Annotated in this window: 8 protein-coding genes; 1 reads left to right on the top strand and 7 read right to left on the bottom strand. The window is 71.7% G+C overall.

Annotated elements, in window-relative coordinates:
* Window positions 1-3: 3 nt before the first annotated feature.
* The 4 genes from N2652_06120 to N2652_06105 all read right to left on the bottom strand — a co-directional run bounded on the left by N2652_06120 (window position 4) and on the right by N2652_06105 (window position 3,673).
* Window positions 4-1,122 carry a glycoside hydrolase family 5 protein gene (locus N2652_06120; GenBank protein MCX7818766.1) on the bottom strand — a complete coding sequence of 373 codons (1,119 nt, stop codon included), beginning with the start codon at window positions 1,120-1,122 and terminating at the stop codon, window positions 4-6.
* The gene (locus N2652_06115; GenBank protein MCX7818765.1) at window positions 1,119-2,036 is read right to left on the bottom strand and encodes an SMP-30/gluconolactonase/LRE family protein; all 918 of its coding nucleotides are present in this window, start codon (window positions 2,034-2,036) and stop codon (window positions 1,119-1,121) included. The genes N2652_06120 and N2652_06115 overlap by 4 nt, the downstream gene beginning before the upstream one ends.
* Window positions 2,037-2,218: 182 nt before the next feature.
* Complete coding sequence (locus N2652_06110; GenBank protein ID MCX7818764.1) at window positions 2,219-2,392, bottom strand: hypothetical protein; 174 nt, start codon at window positions 2,390-2,392, stop codon at window positions 2,219-2,221.
* 99 nt (window positions 2,393-2,491) lie between these two features.
* Window positions 2,492-3,673, bottom strand: coding sequence for a beta-lactamase family protein (locus N2652_06105; protein MCX7818763.1), 1,182 nt, complete (start codon window positions 3,671-3,673; stop codon window positions 2,492-2,494).
* Window positions 3,674-3,721: 48 nt separating this feature from the next.
* Here N2652_06105 and N2652_06100 point away from each other — a divergent pair, with 48 nt between their 5' ends.
* Window positions 3,722-3,997 carry a hypothetical protein gene (locus tag N2652_06100; GenBank protein ID MCX7818762.1) on the top strand — a complete coding sequence of 92 codons (276 nt, stop codon included), beginning with the start codon at window positions 3,722-3,724 and terminating at the stop codon, window positions 3,995-3,997.
* On the opposite strand, the gene recD is transcribed toward N2652_06100, so the two are convergent.
* The 3 genes from recD to recC are packed head-to-tail and all read right to left on the bottom strand — an operon-like array spanning window position 3,921 to window position 12,444.
* Window positions 3,921-5,678 (bottom strand): exodeoxyribonuclease V subunit alpha, encoded by a 1,758-nt coding sequence (recD, locus tag N2652_06095; protein MCX7818761.1) that lies wholly within the window; start codon window positions 5,676-5,678, stop codon window positions 3,921-3,923. The two genes, N2652_06100 and recD, sit on opposite strands and share 77 nt — an antisense overlap.
* The gene (gene recB / locus N2652_06090; protein MCX7818760.1) at window positions 5,675-9,244 is read right to left on the bottom strand and encodes an exodeoxyribonuclease V subunit beta; all 3,570 of its coding nucleotides are present in this window, start codon (window positions 9,242-9,244) and stop codon (window positions 5,675-5,677) included. The genes recD and recB overlap by 4 nt, the downstream gene beginning before the upstream one ends.
* Window positions 9,241-12,444: an exodeoxyribonuclease V subunit gamma gene (gene recC / locus N2652_06085; GenBank protein ID MCX7818759.1), complete on the bottom strand. Its 3,204-nt coding sequence runs from the start codon at window positions 12,442-12,444 to the stop codon at window positions 9,241-9,243. The genes recB and recC overlap by 4 nt, the downstream gene beginning before the upstream one ends.
* Window positions 12,445-12,450 lie beyond the last annotated feature (6 nt).

Genomic DNA, 12,450 nt, shown 5'->3' with positions numbered 1-12,450 from the left:
CGGCTAGTCAGGTGGCCACGGCCGCGCGAACTCCGGCGCCGCGCGCCGGAAGAGCTCCAGCCACCCGAGCAAAAGCGCGTTCGAGATGGATGCGGGCGCGGCTCGCAGTTCCTCCGGCGTGGCGCCCCAGTAAAAGCCGACCCAGCCGGCGACCTGGTCGCGGACGGATCGCATCCAGCGTTCCAGTTCTTCAATGCCGCACTCGAGTGGAAAGATTTCCTCCACGACCACGGGCTTGCCCACCGCATTCGCCCGCACCGCGCCAGACGCGCGCTCCAGTTCTCCCCCCCGCGGGTAGACGTGGATGGAGACGAAGTCGAGCAGGTTCGACACCGCCGGAGTGTGAAACACCGAGCGCGCACCCGGCCACACCATCGCCCACGGAATCTCGCCGACGGTGATCAGCGCTTCGGGGTCCTCCTCCCGGATCGGAGTCGCCAGCGCACGAACCCAGTCGGTGGCGATCGCCTCGCGCGGCCGTCCGGCGGTGTCGAGCGCGATGCGCTGGACATAGACCAGCCCCGCCAGCTCACCGGTGTACCAGTCGGCGCGGTTCGTGCCGCCACCGATCACGGGTTCGTTCATCAGGTCGTAGGCGAACACCTCCGGGCGGCCGCGGCACCTCCGCGCGACGGCTCGCCAGAACGCCGCCTGTGCCCGCCAGCGGCCGGTCTCATCCAGTTCATCGTACCATCGCGGTACTGCGCGGCGGCGGTAGCCGCCCAGACCGGTGAGGATCAGCCGCAGACCGCACTGTCGCGCAACCTCCACCAGCTGCTGGAGCCGGTCCAGCGCGGCCGCGTTCGGTCGGTCCGGCGCCTCGATGAACGCGCCGAACTGCAAATGGATCCGCACCACGTTGGCGCCGAGCGTCCGCATCTCGTGGAAGTCTCCGACGACGTTCGTCCACTCCGTCGCCCAGTACTCCTCCAACAACCGCCCGTCCCGGTCGTGATCGTAGTTGAATCCCCAGGGGCGAAACGGGCGACCCGAGGGCCGCAGCACGAATCCGGCGCCGTCGGGCGAAACCGCGACGCGCTCGAGCGCGGCGGCCGGCGCGCGTGCCGCGGCGGCGACCAGGCCGAGCACGATCGCCAGTGTACGCAGCCGCAGGGCGCTCACGGCGGCGGCGCGAGCGGACGAACGCCACGCACCTTCATCGGCAGGCCGAGGAACTTGTCGCGCGAGGTGATCAGCAGCATGCGGAACTCGGGCCCGCCAAACACGACATTGGAGGCGTACGTGCCCGGCAGCAGCGTGCCCACCGCACGGCCGTCCGGCGCCAACACGTGGATGCCCTTGCCGCCGCAGGCGACGTAGAGGTGGCCGTGCTCGTCGAGCGTCATCCCGTCGGGGCCGCCGGGCAGCTCGGCCCAGCGGCATTCATTCGTCAGCTGGCCGGGACCGAGCACGTCGTAGCGATAGATGCACCGGTCCGCATTGTCGGCGACATACAGCACCTTGTTGTCCGGCGTCAGCAGAATGCCGTTGGGCTTTTTGCAGACGGTGGAGACGGTCGTCACCCGGCCGTTCGGCGCCACGTAGTACACGTCTTCTTTGCGGATCGTCGGCTGGCCGCGGTGTCGGTAGTTCGGGTCGGTGAAGTAGAAGCCGTCCTGACGGTCAATCGTCAGGTCGTTGGGCTCGTTGTATTCGCGTTGCGGCCCGCCGCCGACGAGCACCCGGCGGGACTTCGTGCGCACGTCGATCGCGACGATGCGGTACGCGGCGCCCTCGCAGACGACGAGTTCGCCGCGCGAGTTGAACATCATGCCGTTTGCGTCGAAGCTGTCGCTCACGAAGACTTCGACCGGCCGGCCGGGCCGCCAAAGGTGGATGCGGTCGTGGCGACCGTCGGAGAAGTACACGTTGCCGGCGCCGTCGGCGGCCGGTCCCTCGCAGAATCCGTAGCCTTCGCCGAGCACCACCGGGGCCGCGGAGGGATCCGCAAGGTCCGCGAGGGTCATCGCCGCGGGGGCGTCCGCAGCGAGGGTGAGGGCCACGAGTGCCGGAATCAGGATGGTGTGCCGTATCATTTTGCCACCTCCGCGCCGGCGGGGACTGCGCCGGTCGCCGCCAGTATGGGCGGGTCGGCGTCGTTGCTGCAAGGCGTTTCGCCTCAGGCGGGGTGCGGCGGACCGCCGCGGCGTCTTCCCCAAAAAACCGCAGCCGCCCACCGGCAGCGCTCCGACGGGCGGCCGCGGTTGCGAAAGGTTGCCTATTGGGCAGCTGCGCCTTGGCTCTGCGCTTGGGCCGCCGGGGCGTTCGTCGGGGCCTGGGCGTCGCCGCCCTTCTTCCCCTTCCCGCAGCCGCCACACGAGCCGGCCATTGCGGCGGACCACGTCCACGTCGCCGCCACAACCGCCGCCACCACCAACCACCATGCCTTCATGTGTTGTGTCTCCTGCGCTGCAGATTGCCACTGCAGTAGTCTCAACATACGACCGGGGCGGGCGTTTGCAAACTGGCAAAGGCGGCGATCGCTGCAGGCTCAGCGGGTCGTATCGGCGGGCGGCTCCGGGAGCGCAGCCGCCGCGGCCTGGAACGCGGCGCGTATCTCCGAGCCGTCCGCGTTGGGCAGCTTCGCGCGCTGGATCAGCAGGATGTAGAGTCGGCCGCGGACCGGATCGGCCCACGCCTGGGTACCGTAGGCGCCACCGTGACCGAACGTGCCCGGAGAAAGGGCGGCGGTGACACCGCGGGGTTCGCGGACGACGCCCACGCCCAGCCCAAAGCTCATGCCGTCAACAAAGCCGGTTTTCAGGTCTCCGGTCTGGGTCCGGGTCATCTCCCGCACCGCCGCCTCGGACAGGATCCGGCGGCCGGAGGGGGTGACGCCGCCATTGAGCAGCATCTGCAGGAACTTCGCGTAATCGGCTGCGGTGGAAAACAGACCACCCGCGGGCAGCGGGGTGCGGCGGCGGTCGGTGAGAGGTCCCTGCAGAAAGAAGATGCCGGTGGGCCGCAGACCGCCAGCCCCGTCGGGCTCGTACGCGGTCGCGAGCCGGTCCGCCGCGTCCTCGTCGGGCCAGAACGTCGTGTCGGTCATGCCGAGGGGCTCGAGCAGTCGGCGCTGCAGCACCTCCGCGAAGGGGGCCTGCTCGATCACTTCGACGACCCGCCCGAGCGCGTTGATGCCGCCGTTGCAATATTCCCAGCGCGAGCCGGGCGGAAAATGCAGCGGCCGGGCCGCACTGGCCGCGACGATCTCGCTGAGCGGCGCGTCCCATCGGGTCGGCGGCGGCGTGTCCAGTCCGGAGGTGTGGGTGAGCAGGTGCCGAAGGGTTGGCATTGGTTCGGCGGGCGCGCCGTTTGAGAAGGTGAGGCCGCGGAACTCCGGCAGCCAACGGGCGAGAGGGTCGTCCAGCGTGCAGCGGCCCTCGTCGCACAACGAGAGCACTAGCGCGGCGGTCAGCGGCTTCGTCATCGAGGCGATCCAGAACAGCGAGTTGGTTGCGATCGGCACTCGGCGTTCAAGGTTCGCCCATCCGATCGCGGCGCAATGAAGCACGCGATCGCGGTTGGCGACCAGCGTCACCGCACCCGCGATCTCGCCCCGATCGAGGAACGGCTGGAGGGCGGCGGTGACGGGATCGGCCCGGCAGAGGGGCGCGCGGCACACCGCGAGCGCGAGCAGTGCGAACAGCGGACGATGGGCGTGGTGTGGGTGCATGGGATCATCTCCGGTCGTCCACGCTAGCGGGTGCGTTCAGATCTGGCAATGTGGAATGCACGACCGCGGATTGTGTTCGGGCGGATGGGGCTTAAAATCGGGGCGATGCAACCGCGCCGCTACCGAACACCGGGTCCGCGCCGCTGGCTCTGGTTGCTGGCGCTGCTCATTGCGGCGGCCGGCGGCTCGATTGCGTGGCTGATGCGACCACACGTCGGGCTGGACTACCCGCGGGCGGCCTACAATTTCACGATTGCGGCCACAGTGGTGTTGTCGGGGTTGTGCGTGATCGTGGCGACGGCGGACTGGTGGTTTCACCGCTGAGTCGGCGCCGGATCGCGTCGGCGAGGCCGCTGGAGCGGTGCGCGGTGCGCTGGATCGCCTCCGCGAGCAAGGGGGCGGGTGCCCAGACTTCCACGCGGCGGCGCGCGCGGGTGATCGCGGTGTAGACGAGTTCCCGCGTGAGCAGTGGTGAGTCGCGGTCGGGCAGCACCAGCAGCACCTCGCCGTATTCGGAGCCTTGGCTTTTGTGGACGGTGAGCGCCCACGCGGGCGCCCAGGGCGGGACGCGTCCCTCCGGCAGCTCGACCACGCCGCCCTCGGCCTCGATCACCGCGCCCCAGCCGGCCGGCCCGCGCCACCACACGCCGCCATCTCCGTTGTAGAGGCCCCGCGCGGGGTCGTTCGCGGTGATGATCAGCGGTGTGCCGGCGGGGCCTCTGCGCGCGGCGGCGGCCAGCTCTGCGCCAACGCGTTCCGCGCCGTAGGGCCCCACGCGGTGGGAGCACAGCACGCGGAAACCGCGCAGCGCGGTGAGCGCCTCCGCGGGCGTGGTGGCGGCCAACAGCGGCGCCCAGGCAACCGCGATGCGCTCGCGCAATTGGGCGCCGAGACTGCGGCGCGGCGGCAGCTCGGCCAGCGCGGCCTCCGCGCCACCGTCGCGGAGCGCCTCGAGCGCCGCGTCCGCGTCGCCGGCGCGAACCGCCGCGGCGAGACGACCGATCGGCCGGCCGGCCGAGAAACGAAAGTTGTGGTGCAGCTCGATCAGCGGTCCCATCGCGTCCTCCGCTGGCGACACCGCGCGCAGGCCTTCACACAGATCGCGGAACACGCTGCCCGGTTGCACCGACGCCAGCTGCTGGTGGTCGCCGATCAGCACGAGCCGAGCGTCCGGCCGCAGCGCGCGGACGAGCGCGGCCATGAGGCCGAGGTCCACCATGGACATTTCGTCCACGACGACCAGCTCATGCGGCAGTGGGCGGCCCGGTCCGTACCGCGGCTCGACGCGGTCGGGATGCAGCCCGAGCAGCCGGTGCAGCGTGGCGATTTCCACCGGTGGGGCGGGACCAGTGCGCGCCGCGGTCCAGACCTCGCGCAGCCGCGCGACGGCTTTGCCGGTGGGGGCGGCGATCGCGATGCGCTCAATGATGCGGCCGCTCTCGCGTGCCGCACGCAGCGCGCGGACCACACAGCCGGTTTTCCCGGTGCCGGGCCCGCCGGCGATCACCGCAAGGGGGCGCGAGAGTGCGGCGTGCGCGGCGGCGCGCTGGGCGGCCTCTTCCGGGCGGGACCAAAGGTCGGCGGGCAGCGAGGACGGTGCCGAGGTGGGCGGGGCGGCGGTACGCGCTGCAATCGCGTCGGCAACGTCGCATTCGTCGCGCCAGTGGCGTTGCAGATACAGGCGCGGCCCGTCGCGGATCAGCGGCGCGGTGTCGCCGGGGCCTCCAAGGATTGGAAGGTGACGATCGGGAAGCGTCCAAGGGTTGGAGAGCGCCGGCAGCGCGGGCGGCGCCAGGCCGGACTCGTCGAAGAGTTCGGCCGGGGTCTGCCGCAGGTCGAGCGAGGTGTGCCCGGCGCGCTGGAGCGCGGAGAGCATTGCGGCAGCCAGCGCGAGGTCCGCGGGCAGCGGACCGCCGGCCACGCGGGCGAGGAGGCGCGCCCAGCCGGCATCGAGTTCGCTGAGGAGGTTGGCGTCGAGCAGCGCGGCGATCCGGGGATCGTTCACGGGGTGTCTCCGCGATCGAGAAGGTCGGAGAGCTCCGCCAGCTCAGCGGGGTCAGGGCGCCAGCGGACGACGCCGCGCGAGGGGCCGGTTTCGGGGGAGAGCCCGCGGAGAAAGAGGTAGATGCAGCCGCCCCAGCGGTCGGCAAAGGTCTCCTCCGAAATGCCGCGGGCGAGGGCCAGGCGGCGGAGAGCGACGGCGTAGATCAACGCCTGAAGCTCGTAATCGGCGGCGGCCATTTCGGCGGCGAGACGGTCGGGGCGGTAGTCGTCCACCGCGTGGCCGAGCAGGTTGGACTTGTAATCGAGCACGTACCAACGGCCGTCGGCTTCGAAGACGAGGTCCACGAAACCCCGGAGAAATCCGCGGACCGGCTCGAAGACGAGCGGTGGGGGCCGGTGCGCGTCGGAACGGGCGGTGCGTCCGAGGCGCTCGTTCAGTGCGGCGGCGGTCACGCGGCCGAGGCGCATCAGGAACGGGAGCTCGCGGACGCAGCGGCGCGGGTCGAGGTCGCAGAGGCGCAGACCGCGGTCGTCGAGCGGAGTGGTCAGTGCGGCGATGACCAGATCGGTGGCGGTCTCGGCCCAGGCGGCGTCCAGGCCGTGGAGGCTGAGAGCGGCCGCGGCGTCGGCGAGGAGGCGGTCGCGGGCGGGGTTGGCGAAGTCCACGCGTTCAAGGAGCGCATGGAGCACGGTGCCGGCGGCGGGGCCGGCGGGGAAGCGGAAGCGCGGTTGCGCGGTTTCGTCCACCGGTAGGGGTGCGACAGCGGCGTCGACGTCGGGCTGTTCGTCGGCGTCGGTCCCGGCGATCGCGCGCAGGGAAGTGAAGCTGACAATGCGCCAGCCGTCGTCGAGAGGCCGGCGGATCTGGCGTGCGGGGCCGGGGGGCGGGAGGGGCTGTGCCGGCGGGGGTGGGAGCGAGGGCGTGGTGACGGGCGGCGGGCCGACGACGATGGAACCGGGTGCGGCGGCGGCAAGCTGTTCGAGGTCGGCGGCGATGCGGCGGTCATCCCAGCGCTGGACCGTGTCGACCTCTTCGCCCGGCGGATGGTCGGGCGCCGCATGCCACAGCCAGGCCAGCGGGGAGGCGGCCGCACCGCGAAAGGGCCCCCACACTACGGTGCAGGCGGCGCGGGCCCGCGTGACTGCGACGTACGTGAGCCGGACGCTCTCGAAGAACCGTTCGAGCCGCTCGCGCTCGGCGTGCGCCTCGAGGTCCGGCCCGCCGACGTCGAGAATGCGCTCGCCGGTGTGGTCGTCGTGGCAGACGGCAAGGTCGGCGAGGTTGCGCTGGCCGTGCGGCAGCGCCCAGAGGAAGGGGCAATAGACGATCGGGTACTGCAGGCCTTTGCTGTGGTGGATGGTGGCGACGCGGACGCGGCGCGCGTCGCTATCGAGCTGCAGTTCGGTCTCTTCAGCGGAGCTTTCGGAGGCGGCGATCTGTGCGTCGAACCACGCGAGGAGTGCGCCGGGGCCCATGCGCCGCTGCGACTCCGCCGCGCCGAGAAGGTCGGTCAGGTGGCGGAGGTTTGTCGCGCGGCGTTCGCCGTCGGTCCGGGCGAGCAAACGTTCGAACACTGCTTCGGTCGCAAACAGGCGTTCGAGGGTTTCGCGGACGCCGCGCCGGGGCCAGAGTTCCGCGGCGGCGACCCAGCGGTTCATGAACGCGGTCCAGGCGGCGGACGCGGGGTCGGCGAGCGCGGCGGGATCCACGGCGAGGATGGGTGTCAGCGCGGCGCCGCGGGCGAGATCTTCGCGGCGGGGTCGGGCGAGCGCGTCGAGTACGATGCGCAGGTAGATCGCGTCATCGCTGGCGAAGACGCTGCTATTGCTGGAGGCAACCGCGGGGACGCCGGCGCGCGACAGTGCGGCGAGCACCTCGGCTGCTTCGAGGTGGCGCGTAACGAGCACCGCGACGTCCGCCGGTTCGACGGCACGCGGGCCGTCGGGGCCGACGAGGCGGGCGGGGGAATGGGGGGCGAGCAGCGCGGCGATCTCCGCGGCGAGCGCGTCGGCGATGTGGCGGCGCGCGCGGCCGGCCGGCAGCGGGCGGCGGCCGCCCGCCTCGGGGGGCGGGATCAGCCAGATCCGGAAGGGGGGCGGCGCGCTGTCGCCGAGCTCGAGTCGGAGCGTGGTGGCGCCGTCGGCGGGGCGGACGTCGGGCAATGTGATGAAGGACCACCCGAAGGCGTTCGGGCGCGCAAATGCCGCCTGGACGGCGGCGACCAGGGGGGGCGTGGCGCGCCAGTTGCGGTCGAGCGAGTGGCGAGAGGCGCGGGCGGCGGCGCGCGCGTACGCGAAGACGTCCGCGCCGCGGAACGCGTAGATCGACTGTTTCGGGTCGCCGATCAGAAACAGCGCGGTGCCGTGGGCGTGAAGCGCCTCGAGGATCTCGTGCTGAGCCGGATCGGTGTCCTGCGCCTCGTCCACGAGGGCGGCGGGGTATTCGCGGGCGAGCCGGTGAGCGAGGCGCTCGCCGGATGCGCCGCGAAGCGCGTCGAGTAGCCGGAACGTGAGCTCGTCGTAGTCGAGTGCGTCGAGGCGGTCGAGCCGGCGGCGGCGGACGGTGGGGGTGAGGCGGGCGACTTGTGCGCGGATTGCGAGCGCCCGCGTGTGCGCAACGCGGTCCAGCTCGAGCGCGGCGGCATGAAGTTCGTCGAGCGCGTCGAGCAGCGGATGCGAGGGAACCTCGTCGGCGTGGCCCTTGTGAGTGGCGGCCCGCAGCGCGGCGGAGGTGAGGGCGGCGATCGGAAGGGGGGTGTCGGGCGGAGTCGGTGGCAAGGGTGTCTGCAGCCACCGCTCGACGCTTTCCAGCAGGCGGGACAGCTGCGCGGGTCCGTAACGGCCGCGGTGGAGTGGGGCGGCGCGGAGACGATCGGCCAGCTCGTCGCGAAACCGCTCCCACAGCGCGCGGGCGTGCGCGAGCCGATCGGCGAAGAACTCTTCCACCGCGCCCTCGTCGGCCGGCGCGGGATCGGGGACAATGCGGTGCGCACGGCCGACGGCCTCGCCGACGATTCGCGCCAGTACCGCCGCGTCGAGGTAATGGCATGCCCACGCCAGCGTCAGTTTGCCGTCGCCGGCCGCCTTCTCGAGCGCGTCGCGGGCGACTTCGCGAACCAGGTTGTTTTCGAGATCGGCGGAGGGGGAAAGAACACGCACCGCGGTGGGAACGCCGCATTCGACGGGATGCTCCTGCAGCACGCGCAGACAGAACGAGTGGATCGTGCCGATCGGAGCGGCATCAAAGTCCGACAGCGCTCGGGCGAGCCGGCCGCGCAGATCGCGGTCGTCGGCGCGAACGCGGGCGAGGATCGGATCGAGGGCGCGCTGGCCGGTGTTCAGGCAGGACTGCGCGGCGAGCAGGCGCGCGCGGAGCCGGTCGCGAAGCTCGGCGGCGGCGGCGTTGGTGAAGGTCAGCACGAGGATGCCGGTGATGGCGAGATCGGCCCGCTCGGCGAGCAGACGCAGGTGCAGTTCCGCCAGCGCGTGGGTCTTGCCGGTGCCGGCGCTGGCCTCGAGTAGCTGGCGGCCGGCGAGCGGAATCCGGCACGGATCGAACGCGCTCATTCGCTGGCTCCCGCGGCCTCGGGCACGGTGGCCAGCGGCCGAAACAGCGTGTTTGCGAGGCGGACGAAGTCGGGCGTCACGATGTCGTGATCGGCCGGAAACAGTGCGCGCAGCAGCGGGCGGCGGTCGCGCAGACCATGACCGCGCTCGTTCGACCACGCGCTGCGGGCGGCTGCGGCGGCGGCGTCCGGATCGTGGGCGCTGACGAACGCGAGCGCGCAATCGGGCCAGATTGCGAGCGGTCGGCAGAGACCATCGGCGAACGCCTCGAGCCACCGGTCGAGCTGCGCGAGGGGGTCGTCGGGCGGCGGGAGCTCGAGTGTCTCCTCGCTGCCAACCAGGACAGTTCGCCAGCGACCGTCGGGGCGGGCGGCGTGGAGCACCAGGTGGGCGAGCCATGCGGCGAGCCGGTCGGCGGGCCGGATGCGCCCTGGGGTCCAGCGGAGCAAGCCGGAGGGCCGCAGGTCCGTGAGTTGAGCGTCCAGCACAATGCCGCGTGGCGTTTCGCGGTGCAGCTCAACGGGTGGCAGGGGCGGTTCGCGGAGCGGCGCGAGCCGGCGCACGAGGCCATCGGCGACGCATCGAACCTGCTGAAGCATTGCGAATCCCGCTGGCCCGGGCGGTAAGTGGCCGGCGGCCGCCAGCAGCCGGTCGAGCGGGACAGGCCGCTCGCCGAGCGCCTCGTCCGAAATCTCGATCCAGGCTCGGACCAGCGCGCGCGGCGGTTCGTCGAAGCCGGGGAGCGGTTCCGCGTCGTTGAGTTCCTCGTCGGGCCGGCTGACGGTGGCATCGAGCCGGCGGCGGAGCAGGTCCGCGACGGGGTCACGGAAAAAGCGGACGAGTTCTTCGAGGGTGAGCCGGACCGGCTCCTCCGGCGGCGGCAGCTGCAGTGAAAGGATTGCCGGGCATGGCGCTGCGCGCTCGCGGAGCGCGGCCACGGCGCGGCGGGCGCGCGCGGAGTAGCTGAACAGCGGCCCGGGCGCTGCGTCGAAGTAGAGCGGGCTGAACGGGTGGAGCGGGTGTTCGACGCAGGCGAACTCGCGCGGCGGGCGGCCGGCGGCGTCGAAGGTGCGGTCGAGCGCGTCGAGCAGTTCGCCGACGCACACGCTGGGGGGGCGGGGTTCGTTGTTGCGCGCGTCGCGCCCGACGTAACTGATGTGGAGGTGATCGCGGGCTGCGAACAGCGTTTCGAGAAAGAGCTGTCGATCGTCCAGCCGGCGCCGGCGGTCGCCGCGGCGAGGCGCGACGCGCATTAGGTCAAAGGGGGCCGGGGTGTCGCGCCGGGGAAAATCGGTGTCGTTCATGCCCAGCAGCGCGATGACGCGAAAGGGGACGCTTCGCATCGGCCGGAGATTGCAGAAGGTGATGCCGCCGCGCAGGAACGGCGCGGCGAGCGCGCTCGGATCCAGCCGCTGCTCGATCATGTCGCGGACGACTGGCAGCGGCAGCGGGGCGGTCAGGCCGGCGACGGTGCAGTCATCGGCCCAGCGTTCGACCGACCGGCGCAGTTCCGCATATTCGAAGGTTTCCTCCGGGGAGGGCGCGAGCAATCGGTCCATCGCGCGGAGCACGAGCCGGCGCCATTCTTCGGGGTGATGGGGGCCGGCGAGGTCGCGGTGCGCGTTGCATATCTCGGCCCAGAAGGCCCAGAGTGTGTCCAGCGTCGCGGTGTCGTCGAGCTCGACGGGCAGCCGGTCGCCGATCGTTACGAGGGGTGGAAGCCGAACCATCGCGCCGAGCGTGAGGCGCTCGAGCCCGCTGCACCAGGAGTTGGGACGGTCAGGCTCGTCGCCGCCGCGACGGATCGCGGCGCGGGTCAACCAGTCGCGAATGCGTGCGAGCGAATCGTCGTCGAGGCCGAAGCGGGCTCGCACGGGCGGCAACGCGAGCAGGTCGAAGAGCTCCGGCGCGGTGGTCTCGCCGTCCGGCAGACGCAGAATCCGTCGCAGCGCGTCTGCGAGATGGCCGACGAGCAGCGGACTGCGATCCGCGATGGACCAGGGCAGCGGGGGCTCTTCGCTGCCGAACACTGCGGCGATGTGCGGTGTGTACGGCTCAATATCCGGTGCCATCACCAACACGTCGCGGGGGGTCAGATCCGCGTCACGATCGAACAGATCCAGCAGCCGGTCCCGCAGCACTTCGATTTCGCGTCGGGGTGAGTGGCACACGTGCACGGCGATTGAAGGTCGTGTGGGGTCGTCCGGCCACGGCGCACGCGGCTGGCCGGGAGCGGGCTCGGGGAGACCCTCGAGAATTCGACGTCGCAGCGTGCCGAGCGCACCCGGCGGATCGCGGTCCGGTTCCGACCACAGTTCCTCAACCTGCCAGTTGGCGGCCTCGTAGAGCTGCGCGAGGAAGTCGCGGGCCAGCCGTCCGTTCAACGACAACAGCCAGGGCGCTACGTCGGCGGCGGGCGAAACGTCCGCCAGCTCCGCGGCGTCGGCGGCGGTGGTGGGTGGTGTGGTCTCGAACCACATTTCGCGGCACGGATTGAAGACCCAGACGTTTGCGTCCGCGATGCGGGCGAACTCGGCCAGCAGCTGCAGATGGATCGGCGGCAGCGCGGAGAGGCCGAACAGATGGAGCGGGAGAGCCAGGCCTTCGGGCGGCGCTCGGCGGCGGCGGAGCTCCTCGCCGATGCGTGCGAGCCGGCGGGCGGGATGGTCGGGACCGAGCCGGGCGACGAGCGCGGTCCACAGGCGGGCCTGCCAGGTGGCGTCGGAATTCTGCGGCCCGAGGTCGGGAGGGCAGCGGCCCTCGTCCCAGGCGAGGAGCCAGTCGGGACGGTAGGCCGCATACTGATCGAAGCACTCGGCGATCTGGCGCGCGAGTGCGAGTAACCGGCGACCTTCCCTTTCGCCCCCGGTCCAGGCGCGGATTTCGGGGTCGTTCGAACTGCGCAGCAGGTCGTAGAGCGCACACTCCACTGCGCCACGCGACCAGCGGGAGGGCTCCGCCGGTGCGAGACCCAGCGCCGCCGCCAGCGATTCCAGCCATCGTTCCGGAAACGGGAACGACGCGCCGGCCCAGATGCCGAAACGGCCGGCCAACCGCATGGTCAGCCAGCGTTCCATGCCGCGGCTGGGCACGACGATCGTGGGTCCCGCCCAGAGCTCCTCCGAGGGCGCTGTGGCCAGGCGCACCGCAAGCGCATCCGCCAGCATTTCCAGCCGGTCGCTGACGACGACCCTCAGCATGGTGCC

It is taken from the genome of Kiritimatiellia bacterium (assembly GCA_026417735.1).
In the GTDB taxonomy this organism is placed as follows: domain Bacteria; phylum Verrucomicrobiota; class Kiritimatiellia; order PWTM01; family PWTM01; genus CAACVY01.
Note: the sequence above shows the minus strand (reverse complement) of the source record. Positions and strands in the feature narration are given on the sequence as shown.

Bases quoted from the DNA above. Each gene is read 5' to 3' on its own strand.
- N2652_06100 (MCX7818762.1), top strand. From the start codon at position 3,722: ATGTGGAATGCACGACCGCGGATTGTGTTCGGGCGGATGGGGCTTAAA.
- N2652_06105 (MCX7818763.1), bottom strand. From the start codon at position 3,673: ATGCACCCACACCACGCCCATCGTCCGCTGTTCGCACTGCTCGCGCTC.
- N2652_06115 (MCX7818765.1), bottom strand. From the start codon at position 2,036: ATGATACGGCACACCATCCTGATTCCGGCACTCGTGGCCCTCACCCTC.
- recB (MCX7818760.1), bottom strand. From the start codon at position 9,244: ATGAGCGCGTTCGATCCGTGCCGGATTCCGCTCGCCGGCCGCCAGCTA.
- recC (MCX7818759.1), bottom strand. From the start codon at position 12,444: ATGCTGAGGGTCGTCGTCAGCGACCGGCTGGAAATGCTGGCGGATGCG.
- N2652_06110 (MCX7818764.1), bottom strand. From the start codon at position 2,392: ATGAAGGCATGGTGGTTGGTGGTGGCGGCGGTTGTGGCGGCGACGTGG.